This is a genomic window from Salmonella sp. SAL00670 (genome assembly GCF_046552235.1).
GTDB lineage: Bacteria > Pseudomonadota > Gammaproteobacteria > Enterobacterales > Enterobacteriaceae > Salmonella > Salmonella enterica.
In genome coordinates this window covers 146,416-170,929 of sequence record NZ_JBGDUO010000004.1, presented here as the reverse complement: position 1 = coordinate 170,929, position 24,514 = coordinate 146,416, and the positions used below count along the sequence as shown (strand labels likewise).

General features: G+C 49.1%; 20 protein-coding genes, 1 tRNA gene and 5 pseudogenes. 17 read left to right on the top strand and 9 right to left on the bottom strand.

Annotated elements, in window-relative coordinates; genetic code table 11:
• Positions 1-113: 113 nt before the first annotated feature.
• The 4 genes from cutA to ACLJRS_RS14670 all read left to right on the top strand — a co-directional run bounded on the left by cutA (position 114) and on the right by ACLJRS_RS14670 (position 2,943).
• Positions 114-461 carry a divalent cation tolerance protein CutA gene (cutA, locus tag ACLJRS_RS14685; protein WP_000887832.1) on the top strand — a complete coding sequence of 116 codons (348 nt, stop codon included), beginning with the start codon at positions 114-116 and terminating at the stop codon, positions 459-461.
• Positions 437-2,140, top strand: coding sequence for a protein-disulfide reductase DsbD (locus tag ACLJRS_RS14680; protein WP_000068885.1), 1,704 nt, complete (start codon positions 437-439; stop codon positions 2,138-2,140). Before cutA ends, ACLJRS_RS14680 begins: the two co-directional genes overlap by 25 nt.
• A 36-nt stretch (positions 2,141-2,176) precedes the next feature.
• Positions 2,177-2,752 (top strand): transcriptional regulator, encoded by a 576-nt coding sequence (locus ACLJRS_RS14675; protein ID WP_001188509.1) that lies wholly within the window; start codon positions 2,177-2,179, stop codon positions 2,750-2,752.
• Positions 2,753-2,867: 115 nt separating this feature from the next.
• A tRNA-Phe gene (locus ACLJRS_RS14670) sits at positions 2,868-2,943 on the top strand.
• A 79-nt stretch (positions 2,944-3,022) separates the two neighbouring features.
• On the opposite strand, the pseudogene ACLJRS_RS14665 reads toward ACLJRS_RS14670, so the two are convergent.
• Positions 3,023-3,100: pseudogene (locus ACLJRS_RS14665) on the bottom strand (helix-turn-helix domain-containing protein); the annotation flags it as partial.
• 553 nt (positions 3,101-3,653) lie between these two features.
• Here ACLJRS_RS14665 and ACLJRS_RS14660 point away from each other — a divergent pair.
• Positions 3,654-4,406 (top strand): non-specific acid phosphatase, encoded by a 753-nt coding sequence (locus ACLJRS_RS14660; protein WP_000842430.1) that lies wholly within the window; start codon positions 3,654-3,656, stop codon positions 4,404-4,406.
• 142 nt (positions 4,407-4,548) lie between these two features.
• Positions 4,549-5,594, top strand: a pseudogene (locus ACLJRS_RS14655) (IS256 family transposase).
• Positions 5,595-5,682: 88 nt separating this feature from the next.
• On the opposite strand, the gene ACLJRS_RS14650 reads toward ACLJRS_RS14655, so the two are convergent.
• Positions 5,683-6,684, bottom strand: coding sequence for a DUF1202 family protein (locus tag ACLJRS_RS14650; protein WP_000676525.1), 1,002 nt, complete (start codon positions 6,682-6,684; stop codon positions 5,683-5,685).
• 337 nt (positions 6,685-7,021) lie between these two features.
• A pseudogene (locus tag ACLJRS_RS14645) lies at positions 7,022-7,903 on the bottom strand (IS3 family transposase).
• A 116-nt stretch (positions 7,904-8,019) separates the two neighbouring features.
• Here ACLJRS_RS14645 and ACLJRS_RS14640 point away from each other — a divergent pair.
• From ACLJRS_RS14640 to rtsB, 3 genes are all read left to right on the top strand, one after another.
• Positions 8,020-8,241 carry a hypothetical protein gene (locus tag ACLJRS_RS14640; protein WP_001576552.1) on the top strand — a complete coding sequence of 74 codons (222 nt, stop codon included), beginning with the start codon at positions 8,020-8,022 and terminating at the stop codon, positions 8,239-8,241.
• A gap of 264 nt (positions 8,242-8,505) precedes the next feature.
• Positions 8,506-9,381 (top strand): AraC family transcriptional regulator, encoded by an 876-nt coding sequence (locus ACLJRS_RS14635; protein WP_000921674.1) that lies wholly within the window; start codon positions 8,506-8,508, stop codon positions 9,379-9,381.
• Positions 9,378-9,665: a transcriptional regulator RtsB gene (rtsB, locus tag ACLJRS_RS14630; protein ID WP_001269916.1), complete on the top strand. Its 288-nt coding sequence runs from the start codon at positions 9,378-9,380 to the stop codon at positions 9,663-9,665. The genes ACLJRS_RS14635 and rtsB overlap by 4 nt, the downstream gene beginning before the upstream one ends.
• On the opposite strand, the gene ACLJRS_RS14625 is transcribed toward rtsB, so the two are convergent.
• Positions 9,658-9,966: an ATP-binding cassette domain-containing protein gene (locus ACLJRS_RS14625; RefSeq protein ID WP_072095651.1), complete on the bottom strand. Its 309-nt coding sequence runs from the start codon at positions 9,964-9,966 to the stop codon at positions 9,658-9,660. The genes rtsB and ACLJRS_RS14625 overlap by 8 nt on opposite strands.
• Here ACLJRS_RS14625 and ACLJRS_RS14620 point away from each other — a divergent pair.
• Both ACLJRS_RS14620 and ACLJRS_RS14615 read left to right on the top strand, forming a co-directional pair.
• Positions 9,902-10,207, top strand: a pseudogene (locus tag ACLJRS_RS14620) (Ig-like domain-containing protein); the annotation flags it as partial. The gene ACLJRS_RS14625 and the pseudogene ACLJRS_RS14620 sit on opposite strands and share 65 nt — an antisense overlap.
• A 117-nt stretch (positions 10,208-10,324) precedes the next feature.
• Positions 10,325-10,456, top strand: a pseudogene (locus ACLJRS_RS14615) (hypothetical protein); the annotation flags it as partial.
• Positions 10,457-10,750: 294 nt separating this feature from the next.
• On the opposite strand, the gene ACLJRS_RS14610 reads toward ACLJRS_RS14615, so the two are convergent.
• The gene (locus ACLJRS_RS14610) at positions 10,751-11,656 is read right to left on the bottom strand and encodes an SdiA-regulated domain-containing protein (RefSeq protein WP_001268195.1); all 906 of its coding nucleotides are present in this window, start codon (positions 11,654-11,656) and stop codon (positions 10,751-10,753) included.
• 303 nt (positions 11,657-11,959) lie between these two features.
• Between ACLJRS_RS14610 and ACLJRS_RS14605 the strand changes: the two genes are divergently transcribed.
• Positions 11,960-13,360, top strand: a complete 1,401-nt coding sequence (locus tag ACLJRS_RS14605) for a DUF1996 domain-containing protein (protein ID WP_000773785.1) — start codon at positions 11,960-11,962, stop codon at positions 13,358-13,360.
• A gap of 83 nt (positions 13,361-13,443) precedes the next feature.
• Here ACLJRS_RS14605 and ACLJRS_RS14600 read toward each other — a convergent pair whose 3' ends face one another.
• From ACLJRS_RS14600 to ACLJRS_RS14585, 4 genes are all read right to left on the bottom strand, one after another.
• Positions 13,444-14,037 (bottom strand): molecular chaperone, encoded by a 594-nt coding sequence (locus ACLJRS_RS14600; protein ID WP_001575311.1) that lies wholly within the window; start codon positions 14,035-14,037, stop codon positions 13,444-13,446.
• Positions 14,038-14,112: 75 nt separating this feature from the next.
• Complete coding sequence (locus ACLJRS_RS14595) at positions 14,113-14,886, bottom strand: dimethyl sulfoxide reductase anchor subunit family protein (protein WP_000544933.1); 774 nt, start codon at positions 14,884-14,886, stop codon at positions 14,113-14,115.
• Positions 14,879-15,505: a DMSO/selenate family reductase complex B subunit gene (locus ACLJRS_RS14590; protein ID WP_000816143.1), complete on the bottom strand. Its 627-nt coding sequence runs from the start codon at positions 15,503-15,505 to the stop codon at positions 14,879-14,881. The genes ACLJRS_RS14595 and ACLJRS_RS14590 overlap by 8 nt, the downstream gene beginning before the upstream one ends.
• A 13-nt stretch (positions 15,506-15,518) precedes the next feature.
• Positions 15,519-17,948 (bottom strand): DMSO/selenate family reductase complex A subunit, encoded by a 2,430-nt coding sequence (locus ACLJRS_RS14585; protein ID WP_000403490.1) that lies wholly within the window; start codon positions 17,946-17,948, stop codon positions 15,519-15,521.
• 374 nt (positions 17,949-18,322) lie between these two features.
• Here ACLJRS_RS14585 and ACLJRS_RS14580 point away from each other — a divergent pair, with 374 nt between their 5' ends.
• The 5 genes from ACLJRS_RS14580 to fumA all read left to right on the top strand — a co-directional run bounded on the left by ACLJRS_RS14580 (position 18,323) and on the right by fumA (position 24,482).
• Positions 18,323-19,954: a sensor histidine kinase gene (locus ACLJRS_RS14580; RefSeq protein ID WP_000682894.1), complete on the top strand. Its 1,632-nt coding sequence runs from the start codon at positions 18,323-18,325 to the stop codon at positions 19,952-19,954.
• Complete coding sequence (gene dcuR, locus ACLJRS_RS14575) at positions 19,951-20,670, top strand: two-component system response regulator DcuR (RefSeq protein WP_000611307.1); 720 nt, start codon at positions 19,951-19,953, stop codon at positions 20,668-20,670. Before ACLJRS_RS14580 ends, dcuR begins: the two co-directional genes overlap by 4 nt.
• 316 nt (positions 20,671-20,986) lie before the next feature.
• On the top strand, positions 20,987-21,253 hold the full coding sequence (locus ACLJRS_RS14570) for a hypothetical protein (protein ID WP_410957837.1): 267 nt from the start codon (positions 20,987-20,989) through the stop codon (positions 21,251-21,253).
• Positions 21,254-21,399: 146 nt separating this feature from the next.
• Positions 21,400-22,740 (top strand): anaerobic C4-dicarboxylate transporter DcuB, encoded by a 1,341-nt coding sequence (gene dcuB, locus ACLJRS_RS14565; RefSeq protein ID WP_000899149.1) that lies wholly within the window; start codon positions 21,400-21,402, stop codon positions 22,738-22,740.
• A gap of 95 nt (positions 22,741-22,835) precedes the next feature.
• Entirely contained in the window at positions 22,836-24,482 is a 1,647-nt protein-coding gene (gene fumA, locus ACLJRS_RS14560) for a class I fumarate hydratase FumA (protein WP_000037202.1), read from the top strand.
• Positions 24,483-24,514 lie beyond the last annotated feature (32 nt).

The window sequence follows — 24,514 nt, the reverse complement described above, 5'->3', positions numbered from 1 at the left end:
ACCCGCGGGGCGTATCACGCCCCGCATTCTCCCGCCCTTTGACTAACATCCTGCCCTCGTCCGTTGTATAGTGACCGTTCACTTGCGGGTCTTTTTGTTCTTTCGAGGTGTTTATGCTTGATGTTAAGAGTCAGGATATTTCCATCCCCGAGGCCGTTGTGGTGCTTTGTACCGCCCCGGATGAAGCTACCGCCCAGGATCTGGCCGCCAAAGTGCTGGCGGAAAAACTGGCCGCCTGCGCCACCCTCCTCCCCGGCGCGACATCGCTGTACTACTGGGAAGGCAAACTGGAGCAGGAGTATGAAGTTCAAATGATCTTAAAAACCACCGTTTCACATCAGCAAGCGCTTATCGACTGCCTGAAGTCTCATCACCCGTATCAAACGCCTGAACTTCTGGTTTTACCTGTTACTCACGGAGATACTGATTACCTCTCATGGCTCAACGCATCTTTACGCTGATCCTGCTGCTGTGCAGCACATCCGCCTTCGCCGGATTATTCGACGCGCCGGGTCGCTCGCAGTTCGTCCCTGCCGACCGGGCGTTTGTTTTTGATTTTCAGCAAAATCAACACGATCTTACCCTCTCCTGGCAGGTAAAAGAGGGTTACTACCTTTACCGTAAACAAATCAGTATCACGCCGACGAAAGCGGATATCGCCGCAGTCCAACTCCCGGCAGGCGTCTGGCATGAAGATGAGTTCTACGGAAAAAGCGAAATCTACCGTAAGCGGCTAAACGTTCCGGTAACGGTTAACCAGGCGGCGGCTGGCGCGACATTAACGATAACGTACCAGGGGTGCGCCGATGCGGGATTCTGTTATCCGCCGGAAACGAAAACGGTGCCGCTAAGTGAAGTCGCCGCGGCAATAGACGCCACGCCGACGCCTGCTGTCACCCAGACGAGTGAGACGTCAAAACCCGCCGCCCAGCTACCTTTTTCCGCGCTCTGGGCACTGCTGATCGGCATAGGCATCGCCTTTACGCCCTGCGTTTTACCCATGTATCCGCTGATTTCCGGTATTGTCCTGGGGGGAAGGCAACGTTTGTCGACGGGGCGCGCACTGCTGCTGGCCTTTATCTATGTACAAGGGATGGCGCTGACCTATACCGCACTGGGTCTGGTCGTCGCCGCAGCGGGATTACAGTTTCAGGCGGCGCTGCAGCACCCTTATGTGTTAATCGGCCTTGCCATCGTGTTCACCCTGCTTGCGTTGTCGATGTTTGGCCTGTTCACACTACAGCTCCCCTCCTCACTGCAAACCCGGCTGACATTAATGAGTAATCGTCAGCAAGGCGGCTCGCCCGGCGGTGTTTTTGTTATGGGGGCGATTGCCGGATTAATTTGCTCGCCCTGCACTACAGCGCCGTTAAGCGCGATCCTGCTTTATATCGCTCAGAGCGGCAACATGTGGCTGGGCGGCGGCACGCTGTATTTGTATGCATTAGGTATGGGTCTGCCGCTAATGCTGGTCACCGTGTTTGGCAACCGCCTGTTACCGAAAAGCGGCCCGTGGATGGCGCATGTTAAAACCGCTTTTGGTTTCGTGATCCTCGCGTTACCGGTCTTTTTACTGGAGCGGATTATTGGCGAGGCTTGGGGTTTACGTCTGTGGTCGCTGCTGGGCGTCGCTTTCTTTGGTTGGGCCTTTATCACCAGCCTTCAGGCCAGACGAGCGTGGATGCGTATCGTACAGATTATCCTGCTGGCGGCAGCGCTCATTAGCGTGCGGCCTCTACAGGATTGGGCGTTCGGATCGCCATCCGCGCAAGCTCCAGCGCACCTCAATTTCACGGCTATTTCTACCGTGGACGAACTCAATCAGGCGCTGGCGCAGGCCAAAGGCAAACCCGTTATGCTGGATTTCTACGCCGACTGGTGCGTGGCCTGTAAAGAGTTTGAAAAGTATACCTTCAGCGATCCGCGGGTCCAGCAGGCGCTCGGCGACACGGTGCTCTTGCAGGCTAACGTCACCGCTAACAATGCGCAGGATGTCGCGCTGTTAAAGCATCTGCAAGTCCTCGGGCTGCCCACCATTCTGTTCTTTAATGCCCAAGGCCAGGAACAGCCGCAATCGCGAGTCACCGGCTTTATGGACGCCGCCACCTTTAGCGCGCATTTGCACGATCGCCAACCGTGAGCGACACTTGCAAAAGCAAAGACGGAGGAGAATACCGTGCAACGTGAAGATATTCTGGGAGAAGCCCTGAAATTACTGGAGACGCAAGGGATAGCCGATACTACGCTGGAAATGGTGGCGGAGCGCGTAAATCGCCCACTCGACACATTACAGCGTTTCTGGCCAGATAAAGAAGCCATTTTATATGACGCGCTACGTTATCTGAGTCAGCAGGTAGATATCTGGCGACGCCAGCTTCTTCTTGATGAGACGCTTTCTGCTGAACAAAAGCTACTGGCACGCTACAGCGCGCTTTCGGAATGTGTCAGTAATAACCGTTATCCTGGTTGCTTGTTCATTGCCGCCTGTACGTTTTATCCCGACCCAACCCATCCTATTCACCAACTGGCCAATCAACAAAAACGCGCGGCACATGATTTTACCCATGAGCTACTGACCACGCTGGAAATTGACGATCCGGCGATGGTTGCAAGGCAGATGGAGCTGGTGCTGGAAGGTTGTCTCAGCCGAATGCTGGTCAACCGCAGTCAGGCTGATGTAGATACCGCTCAGCGGTTGGCGGAAGATATTCTGCGTTTTGCACAGTGCCGTCAGGGTGGCGCGCTCACCTGACGGGTACTGATTTTATGCATTTTGCCTGAAAAGCAGGCAGTCAGCGCGCTTTTATCACTTTTTTCGTGTAAAGCCGTTGACGACCGCGCCCCTTTACGGTTTAATGCGCCCCGTTGCCCGGATAGCTCAGTCGGTAGAGCAGGGGATTGAAAATCCCCGTGTCCTTGGTTCGATTCCGAGTCCGGGCACCACTTATTCAGAAAACCCAGCCTATGGCTGGGTTTTTGCTTTTCTGGGAATGGAAATCCGTAGCCCCCATCTCTGGTCTGACTAGCTATAACGAGAAGGCCAGATTTTCTCTGGCGCAACGCCCAGCGCTTCGGCGATCAGCCGCTCACCTTTGGGCCAGGGTCAAAAGCTTACTTAGCTACAGGGAGATTATTACCAGTAATAACGCGTATCACTCCATCTGACGGTTCGCTAGCCCCGACAAGTGAATCCAATATCTCCGCCATGAACTTTTTCATCACTGAAAACAATAATCCCTTCGCCAATTTTGGCATTTTTTCTTTTTCGGTTTCTTTATTCTTAAATATTGTTTACGACTCTTGTTCATAATCATAAATTAATACTCAGCACATCATGACTGGTGGTAGTTGTCGGGGTAACAGGGCACATAGTTTAAAATACTTATTCATAGTTTGTTATTACGTAAACATTTTAACCTAATGCGTGTCAGTCAGGCACGCAGATAAAAAACAACCGGGGAGAAAAGTTAAACAAAATGCTGTTAGCCGGAAGTACCAGTATTGTTCTGTTGTCCGCTGCAGTCAGTTCGGTATGGGTAGAGGATAATGCCAGTACAGCGTCCTGCTTTTTTACCTGTATGTTGAATAACCATTGCAATAAATCATTATAGGATTACATCTGTTTATTATTGCCTGATCCGGAGTGAGTCTTTATGAAAAGTCGTTATTTAGTATTTTTTCTACCACTGATCGTAGCTAAATATACATCAGCAGAAACAGTGCAACCCTTTCATTCTCCTGAAGAATCAGTGAACAGTCAGTTCTACTTACCACCACCGCCAGGTAATGATGATCCGGCTTTCCGCTATGATAAGGAGGCTTATTTCAAGGGCTATGCGATAAAGGGTTCCCCACGATGGAAACAAGCTGCTGAGGATGCAGATGTAAGCGTGGAAAATATAGCCAGAATATTCTCGCCAGTAGTGGGTGCTAAAATTAATCCCAAAGATACGCCTGAAACCTGGAATATGTTACAGAATCTTCTGAAAATGGGCGGCTACTACGCTACTGCTTCGGCAAAAAAATATTATATGCGTACCCGCCCCTTTGTCTTATTTAATCATTCCACCTGCCGTCCTGAAGATGAGAATACTTTGCGAAAAGATGGCTCTTACCCTTCCGGGCATACTGCTTATGGTACACTTCTGGCATTAGTATTATCCGAGGCCAGACCGGAACGCGCGCAGGAGCTCGCCAGACGAGGATGGGAGTTCGGGCAAAGCAGAGTGATATGTGGTGCTCACTGGCAAAGTGATGTTGATGCTGGTCGTTATGTGGGAGCAGTAGAGTTTGCAAGGCTGCAAACAATCCCGGCTTTTCAGAAGTCACTGGCAAAAGTCCGTGAGGAGCTGAACGACAAAAATAATTTATTGAGTAAAGAAGATCACCCCGAACTTAATTACTGAAGGTGAAAGTCTTCCCGCAAACTGGCCACAGCAAATGAAAGGAAGTGCAACTGCGTAGGGGCGACCGGGCGTGAGACTGTAATTAAAATTGTGTAAGTGCCTGTTTTTGATATGTTCACTCCAGTAACAGAGACAGGCAATTATGGACGAAAAGAAACTCAAAGCCCTTGCGGCTGAAGTGGCTGAAGGCCTTAAAACCGAAGCCGATCTCCATGCTTTTTCCCGCATGTTGACGAAGCTTACCGTCGAAACAGCGCTCAATACGGAGCTGGCTGACCACCCCGGGTATGAGAAAAATGCGCCCAAAACAGGCTCAAACACCCACAATGGCTACTCGTCAAAAACGGTGTTATGCAATAACAGCGAGATCGAACTGAACACGCCGCGTGACCGTGAAAATACCTTCGAACCACAGCTGATTAAGAAGCACCAGACGCGCATTACGCAGATGGACAGACAGATTTTATCCCTCTGCGCCAAAGGCATGACTACCCGCGAAATCGTTGCCACCTTCAAAGAAATGTACGACTCCGATGTGTCGCCCACGCTGATATCTAAAGTCACCGACGCCGTAAAAGAGCAGGTCATTGAGTGGCAAAACCGACAAATGGATACGCTGTATCCCTTTGTTTATATGGACTGTATGTTGTCAAAGTTCATCAGAATGGCAGTGTGATAAACAAAGCAGTTTTCCCTGCGCTGGGGATCAATACCGAAGGTCAGAAAGCGTTGCCGGCATGTGGCTGTCCGGAAATGAAGGCACAAAGTTCTGGCTAAGCGTGCTGATGGAGCTGAAAAAACGGGGCCTTCAGGACATCCTGATTGCCTGTGTGGACGGTCTGAAGGGCTTCCCGGATGCGATAAACAGCGTCTTCCCGAAATATCCGCAAATCAGCAAAAGCTGGCGTGCGCACTGGGAAAACCTCAATACGCTCTTCAGTTATCCGCCGGATATCCGCAAGACCATCTACCATCTACACTACAAACGCAGTCGAATCCCTGAACAGCGTGATCCGTGCCGCGATTAAGAAACGCAAAGTGTTCCCGACGGATGACTCGGTACGAAAGGTTATTTATCTGGCAATCAAGGATGCATCAAAAAAATGGAGTATGCCGATCCAGAACTGGCGGCTGGCGATGAGTCGCTTTATTATCGAGTTCGGTGACCGCCTGAGCAATCACCTTTAATATATTAGCAGTTACATAGAATTACTGACAGGCTCAAAAAAAGAGACCAGATTTCAGTCTCTTTTTTATCACTCATAATAATAGTCAGTTATTTTCTTTTATTTAGCTCTTCCATAAAATTTACCCAATTTTTATATTGATAATCAAGATTGCGAATCTCGTCTGAGATGGTTGATTGCTGCTGTATGAGACCACGTTTCTTTGCTATCAACTCTTGTAAACCATCATCGAGCACCTTCATTTTCGCTTTTATCTTCTCATTAATTTCATTATATTTTACGGAGTATTCTTCTTTATGTTTTTCTAATACAGCACGTTTCTCCGCCCTTATGTCATCAAAATCACTCAACCTGTAATTCTTTAATTTTTCCCGGCGAGCCTTCATTGCTGGGTCGAAAACTTCAGCATTGTACTTCTTCTCAAAATAATAAGGAGCATTTTCTTTATTAAAGAGTTCCAGCTCTTTATTCAAATCACGCTGAACAAAATAACGGCTTTGTGTTTTTCCATCTTCCCCTTTCCCCCAATACTCATCGATTTCTTTATTAATAACTAATATATTAGTTTTAACTTTTGCGATATCATTATTTAATTCGTTTAGTTTTGTTTTCTTCCTGGCATATTCATCTTTAATTGCATTTATTTTATCATCAAAACCTGCTCCATCCATGATGATATATTTACCGTCAGTTTCCACATTAGGAATTGGATTGCCTTTTGGTGTTTCTGACATTTGTAATGAAGAAAATATTGTTTTCCATCCAGTATCTTTATTACCAAGACTGTTCAAAGTTGCTGAGAATTTAATATCTTTGCCTTTATCCCACGATTTTTGAACAACAATATAATCAGTTAACGAGGCAACTGGCGTATACAGATCGTAGCCAGTAGAAAGTAAGCCATCAGCAGCATATGTTCTCTTATTTCCATCAACCGATGTTTCCTTGATATCAATTGAATCAAGGATAAGACGCCCATGAAATTGATTACTAAATTGTTCTTTCAAGACTTTCTCTGTAGGGGTGTTATCGTCACCGCATCCGCTAATTAATAGCGAAACCAATAAACCACACAAAAATTTTCCTTTCATAACATTCATCCCAGAAATTAATAATATGCAATAAAATCATTTCAGCATCACACAACGAGTTAGCAAATTCAATATTTAATGATGTGTTATTTTCATTATAATACTGTGTCTTTATTTTTAAACCACCAGGACTCGCTATCTTAATGAAAGACAATACCTCTAATAAATCAGATAGTTGGAAAGTAATTTTTTAATGGGCTGGCTGAAGCCATTAAAATGATTTTTTCAATCATCCTTACTGTAGCCGGAGGTAAAGCTGTTACTTCAACTGACGATGAAGAACAACAGGCAGACTACAGAAATGGACTGATCCTACCCGCGTAATATGGACACAACCCTAAGCAAGGTTCTGGTTTTCAAATTGTTCCGGACTGAGACTGCCACAGGCACTGTGACGACGCCGTTGATTGTAATCACACTCGATATCATTAAACACTGCTGTCTGCATTATTTCCCAGCTGGCAAAGCCCTCTCCGTGGATACATTCCACCTTCAGCGTGTGAAAGAAGCTTTCTGCACAGGCATTGTCATAACAACAGCCTCTGGTGCTCATACTCCCCCGCAGATTATGTCGTTTCAGTAAGCTCTGCTAATCCGTTGAATAGTACTGACCACCTCTGTCTGTATGCACGCTGACTTTCCCAGTCGTTTACGCCGCCATTGCACCATCTGTAACGCATCGCAAGCTGGCCGCCACGGTTTTTATGTTATACATCCGTCAGGCGTGGCGCACCATAGCGCTGTTTGCGTCACTGAATGCCTCCCGGGCGACGTTATCACAGATAAGGCGGAACTGCTGACGCTGGTTTATCTGATGACGACGCTGATGCCAGACGTACCAGCCACTACGGGCAACCTGAAGTACACGGCACATGGCTTTGGTACTGAATTCAGCCTGATGTTTTTCGATGAAGACATACTTCATTTCAGGCGCCTCGCGAAGTATGCCGCGGCCTTCTGGAGAATGGCCAGTTCCTCATCCCCTTCTGCCAGCGGACGCTTCAGATGGGCGATCTCTGCGGGCATCGCCTGTTCGCGGTCAGAAGAAGAGAGCTGATTTTGCTGTTTGCTTCGCCAGTTGTAGAGCTGTGATTCATACAGGTTAAGCTCGCGGGCGGCAGCGGCCCCCCAATGCGTTCAGCCAGTTTCAGGGCTTCCTGCGAAATTCAGGCGTGTGCTGCTTGCGTGGCTTTTTGGTGGTTGATGCTGGTTTTTTCATATGAGTCACCTCTTGCTTGAGAGTTTACTCACTTAGTCACGTGACCACTATTGCTGGGTAAGATCAAAGAACCTCACTAACGTGTTACACCGTTTTTCATAAAGCCAACCATACGATTGAATGCTTCCCCTCCCCTCAAACTTCCGGATATCGCTACACCGTCTACCCGCCGCAGTATATATTTACCGCGTTGTATGCCTTTCCTGGCCGAGAGCGTTAATATTTACATCCAGGATAAACCTTATCACAAATTAACATCAGATCTTATACCTCATGCTAACTACCTCCATGAAATTAAAGAGCTATTCTCTAAAAGATTAAAGGCAATTATTACTTAATTCAAATTTTAAAGAGATAAATTGATAATAACATGAGCCAATTCTTGTAAATTTCCATCTTTTTTTTATACGCGACATAGTTTTTTAACGATACTATAATATGTAGAAATGCAATATAAAATAGCATTTTCCATAGAAAATGAAAAGATCGCCACCTGATACCTTAAGTTCGCAAATAATTATATAGCTATATATTAGTTTTCTTTTGAAATATTTTTCAGAATAATTTTGATTTACACGCACATTTAATAAAAGGAAATTATCATGCTAAAAGTATTTAATCCCTCACCTGTCCAGGTGGGGAGCATTGAATGTTTACAATCAGCGCAAAACTGGCAGAGGAAATCCTTATCACTTCAGGGATTAAATTTACTGCAGTCCGTACTCATCAAGCTCACCACGGGTAAAATTTCAATTACGACATCGTCCGGGGAGTATATTACGGCATCAGGGCCAATGTTAATATTTTTAGCTAAAGATCAAACCATTCATATCACTATGGAAGAGACTCATGAACAGTTAAATTATAATTTAATTGAATTAGATTCAGCGTCAATAAAAAATGCTTATAATTTTTTTCTGTATGAACATGCAGACTTTTCGGCCCCATTAACAAAACCGACGACAAAACATCTGTTAGCGCCAATAGAAACAGGCGTAGCAAGAGTATTCAACCTCTTACACTCTTCAAATAAAAGCCAGAAATTATCCCAAGATAAAAAGGAATATTTAATAAGATTTCTGCTTTCAGAGTTCATCTATGAACCTGAAGCATTTGCTCTCTTCAGAGAACTATCGCAAAATACATTAGCCGAAAACATCTATAATATTATTATAAGCGACATAAGTCGAAAATGGGCGCTCAAGGATATTTCTGACTCACTCTATATGAGTTGTTCCACATTAAAAAGGAAATTGAAACAAGAGCACACCTCATTCAGCGAAGTTTACCTTAATGCGCGAATGAATAAAGCGACAAAACTTCTACGCAATAGTGAATATAATATTACTCGAGTGGCTTATATGTGTGGTTATGATAGTGCTTCTTATTTTACATGCGTTTTTAAAAAACATTTCAAAACTACACCATCGGAATTTTTAGCGTTTTTATCTTCCTCTCGTCATCAATATGTTAATTGAGATATCTGACAATGCAGTATAAGAACAAAGCAAAACATATTAATATAAGAGATGGGATTCTGTTGCTCGCTAAAAAATTCGACCTAACATTGAGCGAAAAAAAAGTTATTTATTACGTGGCAGCAGGATTATCTGTTAAAAGTTGCTCAAATTTATTAGATCGAAATATAAAAACGATTTCAACACAAAAGAGATCAGCCTATAAAAAAATGGATATTACTACTGATGTTGAATTAATCCATTTGATGCTGAATGAGTTTTATATATCAGTCGATATTACGTAATTTTTCCTAAAATGTTGGTAGAGTGGTAGGCAAGGCAACTCTGGATATCATCTTCAGAGATCGGTGTGATATCTACGTTGTTTAATTTAACTGTTCCCGTATAGCAATGACTGGAATTTGATAGTGCTTTGATTAAAGAAGATTTACCTGAACCTGATGTACCGATAATACCCATAAAATCTCCGGGAACAGCAGTGAATGAAAGCTGATCAATCAGTGTTCGTTCCGCAAACGCTATGGATAATTCTTCGCTGTCTATCGGCTGGCTGACGATAGACTCTACACCACCAGTACGTTCCATGAAGGATAATAGTGATATTGGCGCCAGAGGCGATAATATCACTAACATCAATACACCGACCTTCATCGGCTCCTCAGAAGCTCACGCAACAATTAAGCTGACTATTGATACACAACCGTCCGCCGAACCAACGTTGGGATCGACTGTTAACAGTCTGGATAACACCGTCACCCTTAAGGGAGTCGTGGAGGCGCATCAGGATATTCAGGTGAAGGTCACGGTCAACGATACGGACTACACCGCCAGTATCGATAACGATATCAGTAACTGACATGTTTCTGTTCCGCAACCCGCTATTCTGTCGGGGGCAAATCAGTACACCATAACGGCCACCGATCCCGCTGGTAATAGCGCCGCCGCCAGTGGAACATTTACAGGCACATCGCCGACGAAAAACCCGGTTAACAAGAGTTCCGGCGTAGATGAAATGATTTCGCTTAGCGAGGCGACATGGCATTCGGTAAGTGTTGATGAAGAATATTATGCCTGATAACTAAACATCACCATGCGAGGTCTCTTCGGAGGCCTGCTGAAAAAACAGAATAATATTCATTGTCTGTTAATTATTACAGAGAGAGTTAATTTATAAAAAAAAAGCGGCAGACTACGCTGCCGCAAATATGAGGAGGACAATTACCGTTACGCTACACCACAAAGTAATCCGTTACTGAGGTAAGTAAAACATAAATATCCCCAACAATGAATCAACGAATCAAGCAATCGTCAAATCATGGTATTAACAATCTTGTTCTGTTTTAGCATACTGTGACAGTAAAAATAGATTTTAGTCATTCTGTATATCACACGAAAATTTATAAAACAGATTTGGTTCACTCACAATATACAAATTATTTTCATTATCCATGGCAATCCCTTCTGGTTGGGGTATATCGTCTCTGAGCCCTGACCACTCCGCCGTCAGGAACAATCGATCGCGCACCCGCCACTCGGAACTGACCTCCAGAATCATTTTTGACTCGTCCGACAACACCAGCAGCGAATCCGTTGGGGCATGGTATTCAAGTCCGGAGACATCGCTCACACTCGCAGTGATGGCAGAAGGCAACGCTCTGGTGATACCATTTTTGCTCATCTCTACTTCTTTGATCATAATGGGTTTTCTTTCTTTTGCGGCATATAATCTCTCATTTTTCGCATCCCATGCCGTACCTTCCAGCCCTTTATTTTTTGCTTTGTCATAGCCCTCAAGCTTCACCATGGAGATTATCTGCATGGCGCCGCGCTGAATATCCACCTGTGTTTTATAGACCGCGCCATCTTTCTCACTGCCTATCTGGAACTGGTTGCCCCCACTCCATGCAATAGACTCCGGGTCGTGGATACCCTGCAGCGGCATCCGCCCTACCAGCTGCCCTTCTGTCGTTAACCAGACCAGTTCAGGGGGATTATTAATAACGGCGAAAAGCATCCTGTCTTCGGCGGAGTAGGTCAAACCTGAAAGGTTACTCTTAACTCCTGCGACTGGTTTTTGCTGAATAACCGCTTTATAGCTACTCAGTGCCAGCGCCGAGGGTTTATCACCATATTTGAGGATCAGTTGATAAACATAGCGTATATCGTCCCTGACCATAAATAAAATCACGCCCAAGAGTACAACCACAATAACGCGTTTTAGTAATCTCATAAAAAATCCATAGCAGATCGCGTCACGACTGATGTCGTAACGCATTTCTTAAAAATAAAGCCGATGTCCGATAGAATCGTTATTCGGTTATGGCGAGCGCCATTAGCATAGGCAAAATGAAATAGTGAGGGTTATCACAAAAAGCCCGATTTTAATCACTAACGTACCCTTTTTGTAAATTGACATAATCAAGAGGAGGGTGGTTTCGGCTAATTATTTAAATAGTACGTCTGCAAATTCGCCCCTGTATGCAGGGCAAATGACAAAAAGTGATAATTAATGAGATGTAACACCGCAATTTGATCTGCTATTGCTGCTCCCACTTCTATTCAACCGGGCAGCAAAAAAATGAAACTCAACCTTATTACCGTCAGCCTGGCTACGCTCGTTGCCGCTGGCGCATTCCCGGCCCATGCCGGTCCTCAGGCGCATGTCGTGTGCGGCTATCACCACACGCTGGGCGATGACGCGATTATGATGTTTGGTAAAGCGAATCAGGCGATGTGGCATGACTTTTTTGGCAACACCCACACCGATGCGGTCTCTACCTACCAGACGTTGCGCGCGCAACCCGATACCACCTGTGATAATAAAGCCGACAGCTCCGCTTACTGGGCGCCGTCCATGAAATTACCTGATGGTGAAATCGTAAATCCGGCCTACCAAAAGACCTATTATCAATCCACAAATGTAGCGCAATATCCGCTCCATCCATTCCCGGCCGGGCTGGAGTTACTGGCAGGCGATCATCACGGTACTGGCCCCAGTTCCGCAATCACCTTTTTATGTGCCAACGGCAAAGGTTACACCAACAAGGTAGGCGAAATATGCGGCCTGCGTAAAGCGGGCGATGCCGTCCAGTTTAATATCGGGATCGCTTTCCCCAACTGTTGGGATGGCGTCAACCTGAAACCAACCCATAGCCACAATAACGCTATCTATGCCGACCACGGGAAATGTTCCGCAGACTATCCGGTCAAAATCCCGACGGTTAATATGAACATCGCCTGGGTACTCCCGCAGATCTCCTCGCTGGATACGTCCAAAGTAGAATTGTCGATGGACCCGGTAATGCATGGCGAAACCCGGGAAGAGCGCTGGGGAAGTCTTTATACCGCCCATGCCGATTTTATGAATGGCTGGACGGAAGATGGCGCGCAGTTTATGACGGATCTGTGTATGAATCAGGGACTGGATTGCGGCACTACGGTTCCTTACGCCTACAGTAAAGCGGAAGAAAATACCTGGGTAAGCAGCGAAGACGACAAGCCTCATGCCAGCGTCGATACCTTGTACGTACAGGATGACTGGACAAATGGCGGACGCACGCAGCACCCGGAAACGCTCACGCTGGTGAAATTTAAGATCCCGCCCCTGCCTGCCAATATGGACGCTTCGCTATTCAAATACCGTATTCGCCTTTTTGGCGGCAAAACGGAAGCGAACGGCGCCGATCAAATTTTCTTTTACCCGACCAGCAGTGACTGGCACGTCAGTACCGTGTCCTGGAACAATAAACCGGCGATCAATTACCGTTCCGATGCCGTATTATATCTAAACCATTCACATGAGTATCGCATGGTTGATGTCGATAAAGCGGTGCGCAAAGCGCTAGCGGAAGGGAAAACGGAAATATCCTGGTATATCGGCGGCGACCGTCAGGGAAATCACTACGACTTTACGCCAGCGAACTCAAAACAGAGCCTGGTGCTGATGCTGACCGGTTTCAAAAAGACGCCGGAGCTGTAATAGTAAACTGTGCCCGCTGACGCAACAGCGGGCACAATGGCGGCACAAGTATTACGGCACGCCATCAAAACCCGACCAATACCTCAGAAAAACAACCGTTTATTCTCAGGCTGTAGTCCCTGTTGCTGCTGAACATCCTGCAGATAACAGGTCGCTACGACGGCAAGCCGGGCATAGAAGGCGCTAACGGTATTGCGTTGCAGCAATTCCAGATAGCGGAATCCCCAGGGCAGCAGATGCGCCTCCAGTAACCGGTTGGCCGCCACGTTGTCGCCTCGTGCCAGCAGATCGCTACAGGCCAATAGCATCAGGCCAAACTGATCTTCCGGCTCGCGTTCACGGCCAGTGAATACCATTCCCTGCGACTGTAAAAAAGCTCGATAATCGGCGGTGGTTTCCCCCATCAGCAAATTATCTTTTTCCAGATAGACCGATCCCCAGGGCGGGACGGGCATCTTTCCCTGGCCTTCAAACAACACAGAAAATTGCCATGTAAGCGCATCATCATCCGGTAGCGACCATGACGCACACAGTGATTCAATATGTCCGCGATCGCGCCAGGGGTAAAGCTCAGGCAACGTTGGCAAACAATCGAACAACGCTTTCACCTCCGGCCTCTCAGGGGAGTAGTAAAACAGTGCGCCGAGGATACGCGGCAAAACAGCACGGGAAAGCATAGCAATAGCTCCTGAAATATTTCGCCTGATGACGCTACGCTGATCAGGCTTACATGGCATAAACCGGGCAAAAAACTACATTGGCAGCGTCCACAGATTGTAAAACGCAATCCTACCCGCCAACTCCGCCGCGATAACCACCACAGCCGTCATGGCCAGCACCGCAGCGCTCGATTTCAGGCGCGCGCAGACCACCACCCCGACCACGCCCGCCGCCAGCAATATCGCCTGGGCGGTAAACCAGCTATGCTGCGCGGCGGTCAGAGCGCTATCGGCGCTCATCAGCGTCGCCATATAGCCCGGGCGCAGACAAAAGCTCACCAAAATCGCCAACACGCTGACCAGTAGCCCCAGACGGCGCACGCCAAACAATGCCGCCAACGCGCCGCCGCCAATCAACGGCGTCAATATCATCATTGCCGTGGTGTAAGATGAACGCCAGGTCGCCACCGTCGGCAGTTGGTAAATCTGCGGAACGGCGTATAAGAAGACTACTCCGACTATCGCCGCCAACCAGACCAACGCGTTACACAGCGGCGTCGCCCGGTTCAGCAACAAACCGAGCGCCCCCAGCCCGCCGAGCGCCGCAAAAGCCGCCGACAGGACAATCTCGTTACTCATCGGCGAATGTCCGACGCGCAGCAGCATATTCAGCGCACGCAGCGGTTGCCCGACGTGGAAGGTGCCGACAATGACGCCAAGCCCAAACAGGCACATCACCGAGAACAGACCAATAGCCTTGCGCCGCGGCGCGACCAGCCCCATTGCGCCGCCAATCAGCAGCAGAATAAACGAGCCGACCGCGCTCTGGGTAAAGACCGTAAAAAAGACCAGCGGTAACTCATGCATGGCGCACCTCCCGAATGTTCATGATTGCGCCTTCCGTATCGCCCGTGGGTCTCGCTTTCGGATGCGGTTTAATAATGAGGTTAGGATGGGTGAACGACGCCGAAGGTAGCGGCGCGATTTGATTCTCCGTGCCATATTTTGCCCGTAATTCATCGACAGGGCCGAAATCCAGCGCTCGCTGCGGGCAAGAGTCCACACAGATAGGGCGCAGATTGTTCTCCAGTCGGTCAAGACAACCGTCGCATTTACGCATCACGTTTGCTTGCGTATCAAACTGCGGCGCGCCGTAGGGGCAGCGCATTTCACAATAGCGACAGCCGACGCATACGCTGTCATCCACCACGACCAGACCATCTTCTTTGCGTTTATGCATCGCCCCGGTCGGACAGCCGGAGACACATACCGGCTCATCGCAATGGTTACAAGCAATAGAGAGGTAGTAGGTAAAGGTGTCGTGATGCCAGCTTTCCCCCTCTTTCACCCAGCTTCCGCCGCCATATTCATAGACGCGGCGCAGTTTCGGACCGACATCCAGATCTTTATTATCCTTGCAGCTTACCTGGCAGGTTTTACAGCCTGAACAGCGCGAGGAGTCAACATAAAAGCCATACTGTTTCATCGTACATCACTCCTTAAGCGCGTTTAATTTCAACCAGATTGGTATGCTGCGGATTGCCTTTCGCCAGCGGCGAAGGATGGTGGCTGGTCAGCGTATTGATACAGCCGCCGACATCAACGCCGTTGCCGTCAAGCCGCGTCCACGCGCCCTGCGGCATCGCCGCCACGCCGGGTAAAATGCGCTGGGTCACTTTACAGGGAAGCTCCACCACGCCGCGGTCATTGAATACATGAACCCGATCGCCGGACTTCAGTTGGCGGGCGCTGGCGTCAATCGGGTTAATCCAGACTTCATCCGGCACCGCCTCATGCAGCATCAGCACATTGCTGTAGGTCGAGTGGGTATGCCCTTTGGTATGGAAGCCGCTTAACTGCAACGGATACTTCGCCGTCAGCGCTTTGTTAAGGTGCGACTCTTTCGCCGGACAAAATTCCGGCAATGCGGGAATTCGCTCGCCTTCTGGCAACGTCCACGCTTGCGCCAGATCCGCCAGCGCCTGGGAGTAAATTTCAATTTTGCCCGACGGCGTGGAGAGTGGATTAGCCTCGGCGTCGGCGCGGAAATCGGCAAACGCAAGGCTCTGCTGCTCGGTAGCGATACGCTGGTCAATCACACCCATCTCTTTCGCCACGCTCCACTCCGGCAGGTATGGACGTTTTTCACGGATCTGCTGATAGTGCATCTCCGCCCACTGCGCCTGAGTTCGGCCCTCGGTATATTGCTCGCGCAGTCCAAGATGCCCGGCGATATCCGCGCAGATGTCATACGTGCTGCGCACTTCCCACATCGGTTTAACGGTTTTCTGAATCGCAATCATATAGTTATGCGATCCCGCCGCATAGGAGCTGTCCACCAGGTCTTCCGCCTCAAGATAGCTGGTCTCCGGCAACAGCAGGTCCGCATACATCGCGCTGGGCGTCATATGGTTTTCAATCACGATAATGGTTTCACACAGCGATTCATCCGCGAGAATTTGTCGGGTGCGGTTCGTTTCGCCGTGCTGATTCAGCAAGGTATTACCGGCCTGGTTGAAAAACAGCTTAATCCCGGTTTTTAGCCTGTCCGCGCCTTTCACCCCCATTGTCGTCGCGGTCATTTTCTCCGGATGCTGAATGGCGTCCGTCCACAGATAGCAAGGAATAGAGGTTGTGATCGGATTCTTACCGACAGGCAACAATGGCACGCCATACGGCGTACCGTAAGGCCAGTTGCCATTGTTGGTGCCGGGCCGCCCGAAGTGGCCTGTTAACGCTGGCAGCGTCTGAATAGCACGCACGGTTTGTTCGCCGTTGGCATGACGCTGCGGCCCCCAGCCCTGGCAAATATAGCAGGCGCGCGCCGAGGCGATTTCGCGCGCCAGTTGGCGAATACGCGTTGCCGGAATACCGGTGATATCCGCCGCCCATTCCGGGGTTTTCGCGATACCGTCATCGCCCGTGCCAAGAACATAATCTTTATAGCTGGCGTTAGGCGCAGCCGTGTCCGGCAAGGTGCTACGGTCATAGCCGACGCAATAGCGGTTTACCAGCGCCTCGTCGAGAAGCTGTTCGGTAATCAGCGTATGCGCTATGCCGGCGACTAGCGCGGCGTCCGTGGTTGGGCGAATCGGTAGCCATTCGGCGTGTTCGGTAATCACCGAATCGGTATAGCGCGGATCGATAATAATGACTCGGGCTTTCGAGGTCTCCAGCGCCCGGCGCAGCTCTTCAACCTGACCGCCGCCGGACATCCGCGTTTCTGAGAGATTCAGGCCAAATAGCACCACCAGATCGGAATGCGCGATCTGCGTAAAATGGCTACCGACATAGGTACCATGCATATAGGGCGTTGCCGTCGCGATTTGCGCGGTCGAGTAGGTATTATGGTAATTTAAATAGCCGCCGGTGAGATTTAACAATCGCTTCCAGGCGGGCGATCCCTGCGTATGATAATATGCCCCGGATTGATAATTATAATAAATAGCTTCCCGGCCATATTGTTCGCTAACACGCGTTAATTCCGCCGCAATAAAGGCCGTGGCCTCATCCCATGAAATACGTTTAAATTTTCCTTCGCCGCGTTTTCCCACTCTTTTCATCGGATACTTAATGCGATCCGGGCTATAGACGCGCCAGCGACTGGAACGCCCACGCAGGCAGGGACGAATCTGATGCTCGCCGAATACCGCGTCATCTTTCGCGTCTTCCGGCTCAATACGCACAATGCGATCATTTTTCACGATAACCTTAAGCGGGCATCGACTGCCACAGTTGACCAGACAGGCGCTGTGCCTGACGGTTTCGCCGTTGGCATCCTTCGGTATCGGGGTATCCTGCGCCTGGGCAGTGGTAGCAAAAGGCAGCGTAATCGCCTGGCTTAGCGTCACCGCCGCCCCTACTTTTGCAGTAGCGACAATAGCATCACGTCGGGTTATGGTTGTGTTCAGCCATTTTTTTATTTCCATTTTTTATTTCTCACATTGCTTCCATAATTATTAATAATATGTAATGAAAACTAATCATAATAGATTAAATATTTGTGCTGATTGATTGTGATCAAACGCATTCTGAACGTCAGTAAAAATAAAATGTGATACCGCATACGTTATTATAAAAATTAATGAAAAATTATTTTATGTAATTCTGATGAAAATAAATTACCCATCACGGTATCCGGCGATATTAATTAACGACATGACGTTTGCCAGTCGACATGAGCAGGTAGCGCCCCCTGCAAGACTAGACGGGCTTTTCAACACTGGAGCAACATCGCCTATGCCTTTGAATTAGACGCCTCATCAGGGATAATAACCTTACGATTCGTCCGTTCAGGTCCACTATGAAACACTCCCTGCCATGCCGGGCGTTACGCAAACGCCCCATGAAACTCGGCACTACCGTCATTCTGATGGTCAGCGCCGTTTTGTTTTCGGTGCTCGTTGTGGTCCATCTGATCTATTTTTCGCAAATCAGCAGCATGACGCGCGACGCGCTGGCAGATAAAGCGCTGGCGGTGGCTCGCTCGCTGGCGGACTCTCCGGCAATTCGCGAGGGGCTGAAAAAACCGCCTGCGGAAAGCGGCATTCAGCCGCTCGCCGAAGCGGTGAGCCAGCATAATGGCTTTTTGTTTATTGTAGTGACCAATATGCAGGGCATCCGTTATTCACACCCAGAAACGCAGCGAATCGGCCAACCGTTCAAAGGCGATGATATTCTGCTCGCGTTGCAGGGAAAGGAAAACGTTGCCATTAATCGCGGCTTTCTCGCCAAAGCTCTACGCGTTTTCACACCGGTTTATGATGAACGCCACCGGCAGATTGGCGTTGTAGCGATTGGCCTGGAACTCAGTCACGTTACGCAGCAGATCAACAATAGCCGCGGCAGTATTATCTGGTCCATTCTGTTCGGCGCTCTGGTGGGGTTATTAGGCACGTATGCGCTGGTCAAGGTGCTAAAACGTATCCTGTTTGGCCTCGAACCCTATGAGATCTCAACCCTGTTTGAACAACGCCAGGCAATGCTGCAGTCAATCAAAGAGGGCGTTATCGCCGTGGATGATAGCGGCGAAGTCACGTTGATTAACCATGCGGCGCAGGCGCTGCTCGATTATCGAAAAACGCAGGATGACGCCAGATTATCCACCCTGAGTCATGCCTGGTCACAGGTGGTGGACATTAGCGAAGTGTTGCGTGACGGTACGCCGCGCCGCGATGAAGAGATCATCGTCAAAGGCCGCCTGCTGCTGGTGAATACCGTTCCGGTGCGCAGCAACGGCGAAATTATCGGCGCGATATCCACCTTCAGGGATAAAACAGAAGTTCGCCAACTGATGCAGCGGTTGGACGGGATGGTGAACTACGCGGATGCGCTCCGTGAACGATCCCACGAATTCATGAACAAATTACATGTGATTCTGGGATTATTGCACCTGAAGAGTTATAAGCAGCTTGAAGCGTATATTATCAAGACGGCCAATAACTATCAGGAAGAGATCGGTTTGCTGCTAGGTAAAATAAAGTCGCCGATTATCGCTGGCTTTTTGCTCAGTAAGATTACTCGTGCCTCTGATTTCGGGCACAGCCTGGTGATAAGCAGCGACAGCCAGTTACCGGATAATAACAATGAAGATCAGGTTACGGTGCTGATTACGGCGCTGGGTAATTTGATTGAAAACGCTCTGGAAGCGTTGAGCCAGGAATCCGGCGGCGAAATCAGCGTCTCGTTACACTACCGTCATGGCTGGCTGCATTGCGAAGTGAGCGATGACGGTCCGGGTATCGAACCTGAGCGCATCGAGGCGATTTTTGAAAAAGGCGTCTCGTCGAAAGGCGCCGAACGCGGCGTCGGTTTAGCGCTGGTTAAACAGCAGGTTGAAGCACTTGGCGGCGTAATTTCCGTGGAGTCCGAGCCTGGGATCTTCACACAATTTTTTGTACAGTTACCCTGGGATGGAAAAAGGACCAGCCTATGATCAATGTATTAATTGTCGATGACGATGCGATGGTCGCGGAGTTAAATCGCCGCTATGTCGCGCAAATCTCCGGTTTTCATTGTTGTGGAACCGCTTCGACGCTGGAAAAAGCGAAAGAGTTTATCTTCAACAGTGAAAATCACATTGACCTAATCCTGCTGGATATCTATATGCAGCAGGAAAACGGATTGGATCTGCTGCCTGTCCTGCACAGCGCAGGCTGCAAAAGCGACGTTATTGTCATTTCTTCTGCCGCTGACGCCGCCACCATTAAAGATTCGCTTCACTACGGCGTGGTGGATTATCTGATCAAGCCTTTTCAGGCCACGCGCTTTGAAGAAGCGTTGACCGGCTGGCTACGTAAGAAAACGGCGATGGAAAAACGCCAGTATTACGAACAGTCTGAGCTTGACCTGCTCATTCACGGTAATTCATCCAGCGAGCAGGAGCCTCGTCGGCTACCAAAAGGGCTGACGCAGCAAACGCTACGCACCTTATGTCAGTGGATTGATGCGCATCAGGAGCAGGAATTTTCTACCGACGAGTTGGCCAACGAAGTGAATATCTCGCGCGTCTCCTGCCGTAAATATCTCATCTGGCTGGTGAATTGCCATATCTTGTTTACCAGTATTCATTACGGCGTGACCGGCAGGCCGGTTTACCGCTACCGCGTTCAGCCGGAACATTACTCTTTACTGAAACAATATTGTCAGTAAGGATACCGCATAAAGCCGACGCGAAGCGTTATATCCTGGTAACATTTATTATAACAATGCCAATAAAAACGCTATCACATTAATAACAAACCTGGGAAATTGTGTCAGATCAAATATACTCACCCCAGGCCTGTTAACGTTATTTTCTATTATTACAGCGCTCTGCGCTGTTTTTAATTTCAAAACGCTAACAAAAGTTAATTAAGTATTATCCCATGCCGAGAGTGTGTATTTTTATTAAAAAAGGGATTTGTCCGGAATTTTCCTGACACTTAAATAAAATTATGTTTGTAGCAATGGAGCTTGTGCTACGCCTATGGACAATACGTATATTGGTGAGCAGATACGCGTCTCCACACGCCATACTAATAATTTAAAAAAATGGCGTGACAATGATCACATAAGTCACATTCTGTTCGATTTATCTCGTGATTTACCTGATGGCGAGACACAAAAATTAAATAATAAACGCCTGTTTTTAAAACAGACAAATCATAATTTACTGCTCTCGCTGACTCCACCTGCCCATCGCCAGAGGGTACTCCCCTCTGAACATCACTATCGCAAGAAAATAATTACTTAAAGCAACTCTGTAAAAAGCTTAATCGTTAATCGTCGCCACTGGCGCATTGAATATTCGCCATTTCCTGATGCTCATTCACACAAATCAGAAGATGGCTGTGATCCATTTATCAAAATTGACTGGGTTTATCGCGAGGATAAATAAAAATGTTATTTAGTATACAGCTTCTCATAATATTAATATGTCTGTTTTATGGTGCCCGAAAGGGCGGGATCGCGCTCGGGTTGTTGGGCGGTATCGGTCTGGTCATTCTGGTGTTTGTTTTCCATCTCCAGCCAGGTAAACCGCCCGTTGACGTAATGCTGGTCATTATCGCGGTAGTCGCCGCGTCGGCAACGTTGCAGGCGTCAGGCGGACTGGATGTGATGTTGCAGATTGCCGAAAAGCTGCTGCGCCGCAACCCCAAATACGTCTCTATTGTGGCGCCGTTCGTCACCTGTACCCTGACGATTCTGTGTGGGACAGGCCACGTGGTCTACACCATTTTGCCGATTATCTATGACGTGGCGATCAAGAATAATATCCGTCCGGAACGTCCAATGGCGGCCAGTTCTATCGGCGCGCAAATGGGCATCATCGCCAGTCCGGTTTCCGTCGCCGTGGTTTCTCTGGTAGCGATGCTGGGCAACGTGACATTTGACGGAAAACATCTGGAGTTCCTCGATCTGCTGTCGATCACCATCCCGTCTACCCTGCTCGGTATCCTAGCAATCGGTATTTTTAGTTGGTTCCGCGGTAAAGATCTGGATAAAGACGAAGCGTTTCAGAAATTTATTTCCGTACCGGAAAACCGTCAGTACGTGTACGGCGATACCGCGACGCTGCTGGATAAAAAACTGCCGAAAAGCAACTGGCTGGCGATGTGGATCTTCCTGGCGGCGATTGCCGTGGTCGCTCTCCTGGGCGCGGACTCCGACTTACGTCCAACCTTCGGCGGCAAACCGTTGTCGATGGTGCTGGTCATTCAGATGTTCATGCTGCTGACCGGGGCGCTCATTATCATCCTGACCAAAACCAATCCTGCGTCTATCTCAAAAAACGAAGTTTTTCGTTCCGGTATGATTGCGATTGTCGCGGTATACGGGATCGCCTGGATGGCGGAAACCATGTTCGGCGCGCATATGTCGGAAATTCAGGGCGTGCTGGGCGAAATGGTCAAAGAGTATCCGTGGGCCTATGCCATCGTTCTGCTTCTGGTCTCCAAGTTTGTTAACTCCCAGGCGGCGGCGCTGGCGGCGATTGTTCCCGTCGCGCTGGCTATCGGTGTCGATCCGGCGTATATCGTGGCCTCTGCGCCGGCATGTTATGGCTACTATATCCTGCCGACCTACCCAAGCGATCTGGCGGCGATTCAGTTTGACCGTTCCGGCACAACCCGTATTGGCCGCTTCGTCATTAACCACAGCTTCATTCTGCCGGGTTTGATTGGCGTGAGCGTCTCCTGCGTCTTTGGCTGGATCTTTGCCGCAATGTACGGATTCCTGTAATGGCCGCGCGCGCCGCCCGGTTATGCGCGGCGCGCGACTTAGAGCCTGGCCCGTGAGGCTCTTAATACATTTTCTTACTATTAGGCTGGAAGCACATGTCGAAAAAAGAGTTTATCTATCAGGCGCCTTTCCCGATGGGAGAGGACAAAACAGAGTATTATCTGCTCACCTCCGATTATGTCAGCGTCAGTGAATTCAATGGAGAATCTATCCTCAACGTTGAGCCGCAGGCGTTAACATTGCTGGCTCAGCAAGCCTTCCATGATGCGTCTTTTATGCTCCGTCCTGAACACCAGCAGCAAGTCGCCGCCATTCTCCATGACCCCGAAGCCAGCGAAAACGACAAATATGTGGCGTTGCAATTCCTGAGAAACTCCGAAATCGCCGCCAAAGGCGTTCTGCCGACCTGCCAGGATACCGGCACGGCGATTATCATGGGTAAAAAAGGCCAACGCGTCTGGACGGGCGGCGGCGATGAAGCCGCGCTCTCCAAAGGCGTGTTTAATACCTATATCGAAGATAACCTGCGCTACTCGCAGAACGCGCCGCTGGATATGTACAAAGAGGTCAATACCGGCAGCAACCTGCCAGCGCAAATCGATCTCTATGCCGTCGACGGCGACGAGTACAAGTTCCTTTGCGTGGCGAAAGGCGGCGGTTCAGCAAACAAAACGTATCTCTATCAGGAGACCAAAGCGCTGCTCACCCCAGGCAAGCTGAAAAACTTCCTCGTTGAGAAAATGCGCACGCTGGGCACCGCGGCCTGTCCGCCATACCATATCGCCTTTGTCATTGGCGGCACCTCGGCGGAAAGCACGCTGAAAACCGTTAAACTCGCCAGCACCCACTATTACGACGCGCTGCCGACGGAAGGTAACGAGCACGGCCAGGCATTCCGCGATCTCCACCTGGAACAGGAACTGCTGGAAGAAGCGCAAAAACTTGGCCTCGGCGCCCAGTTCGGCGGGAAATATTTCGCCCACGATATTCGCGTAATTCGCCTGCCGCGTCACGGCGCTTCCTGTCCGGTGGGGATGGGCGTCTCCTGCTCGGCAGACCGTAACATCAAAGCGAAAATCAACCGCGAAGGCATCTGGATCGAAAAACTGGAACACAATCCGGGCCAGTATATTCCGCCAGCACTGCGTCAGGCGGGCGAAGGCGACGCGGTAAAAGTCGATCTCAACCGTCCGATGAAAGAGATCCTCGCCCAGCTATCGCAGTACCCGGTCTCGACTCGCCTGTCGCTGACGGGCACCATTATCGTAGGTCGCGATATCGCCCACGCGAAGCTAAAAGAGCGTATTGAATCCGGCGAAGACCTGCCGCAGTATATTAAAGACCATCCCATCTATTACGCAGGTCCGGCAAAAACCCCGGCAGGTTATCCATCTGGCTCATTAGGCCCCACCACCGCAGGCCGAATGGACTCTTATGTCGATCTACTGCAATCCCACGGCGGCAGTATGATCATGCTGGCGAAAGGCAACCGTAGTCAGCAGGTCACGGATGCCTGTAAAAAACATGGCGGCTTTTATTTGGGCAGTATCGGCGGCCCGGCGGCGGTACTGGCACAGCAGAGCATTAAGCATCTGGAGTGTGTCGAATATCCGGAACTCGGCATGGAAGCTATCTGGAAAATTGAAGTAGAAGATTTCCCGGCCTTTATCCTGGTGGATGACAAAGGCAACGATTTCTTCCAGCAGATTGTCAGCAAACAGTGCGCTAACTGCGCGAAATAACCTGGCAGGCCCGGCGTTCTCCCGGGCCGCGT

Bases quoted from the DNA above. Each gene is read 5' to 3' on its own strand.
- cutA (WP_000887832.1), top strand. From the start codon at position 114: ATGCTTGATGTTAAGAGTCAGGATATTTCCATCCCCGAGGCCGTTGTG.
- ACLJRS_RS14680 (WP_000068885.1), top strand. From the start codon at position 437: ATGGCTCAACGCATCTTTACGCTGATCCTGCTGCTGTGCAGCACATCC.
- ACLJRS_RS14660 (WP_000842430.1), top strand. From the start codon at position 3,654: ATGAAAAGTCGTTATTTAGTATTTTTTCTACCACTGATCGTAGCTAAA.
- ACLJRS_RS14650 (WP_000676525.1), bottom strand. From the start codon at position 6,684: ATGAAAGGAAAATTTTTGTGTGGTTTATTGGTTTCGCTATTAATTAGC.
- ACLJRS_RS14635 (WP_000921674.1), top strand. From the start codon at position 8,506: ATGCTAAAAGTATTTAATCCCTCACCTGTCCAGGTGGGGAGCATTGAA.
- ACLJRS_RS14625 (WP_072095651.1), bottom strand. From the start codon at position 9,966: ATGGAACGTACTGGTGGTGTAGAGTCTATCGTCAGCCAGCCGATAGAC.
- ACLJRS_RS14610 (WP_001268195.1), bottom strand. From the start codon at position 11,656: ATGCGTTACGACATCAGTCGTGACGCGATCTGCTATGGATTTTTTATG.
- ACLJRS_RS14605 (WP_000773785.1), top strand. From the start codon at position 11,960: ATGAAACTCAACCTTATTACCGTCAGCCTGGCTACGCTCGTTGCCGCT.
- ACLJRS_RS14600 (WP_001575311.1), bottom strand. From the start codon at position 14,037: ATGCTTTCCCGTGCTGTTTTGCCGCGTATCCTCGGCGCACTGTTTTAC.
- ACLJRS_RS14595 (WP_000544933.1), bottom strand. From the start codon at position 14,886: ATGCATGAGTTACCGCTGGTCTTTTTTACGGTCTTTACCCAGAGCGCG.
- ACLJRS_RS14590 (WP_000816143.1), bottom strand. From the start codon at position 15,505: ATGAAACAGTATGGCTTTTATGTTGACTCCTCGCGCTGTTCAGGCTGT.
- ACLJRS_RS14585 (WP_000403490.1), bottom strand. From the start codon at position 17,948: ATGGAAATAAAAAAATGGCTGAACACAACCATAACCCGACGTGATGCT.
- ACLJRS_RS14580 (WP_000682894.1), top strand. From the start codon at position 18,323: ATGAAACACTCCCTGCCATGCCGGGCGTTACGCAAACGCCCCATGAAA.
- dcuR (WP_000611307.1), top strand. From the start codon at position 19,951: ATGATCAATGTATTAATTGTCGATGACGATGCGATGGTCGCGGAGTTA.
- ACLJRS_RS14570 (WP_410957837.1), top strand. From the start codon at position 20,987: ATGGACAATACGTATATTGGTGAGCAGATACGCGTCTCCACACGCCAT.
- dcuB (WP_000899149.1), top strand. From the start codon at position 21,400: ATGTTATTTAGTATACAGCTTCTCATAATATTAATATGTCTGTTTTAT.
- fumA (WP_000037202.1), top strand. From the start codon at position 22,836: ATGTCGAAAAAAGAGTTTATCTATCAGGCGCCTTTCCCGATGGGAGAG.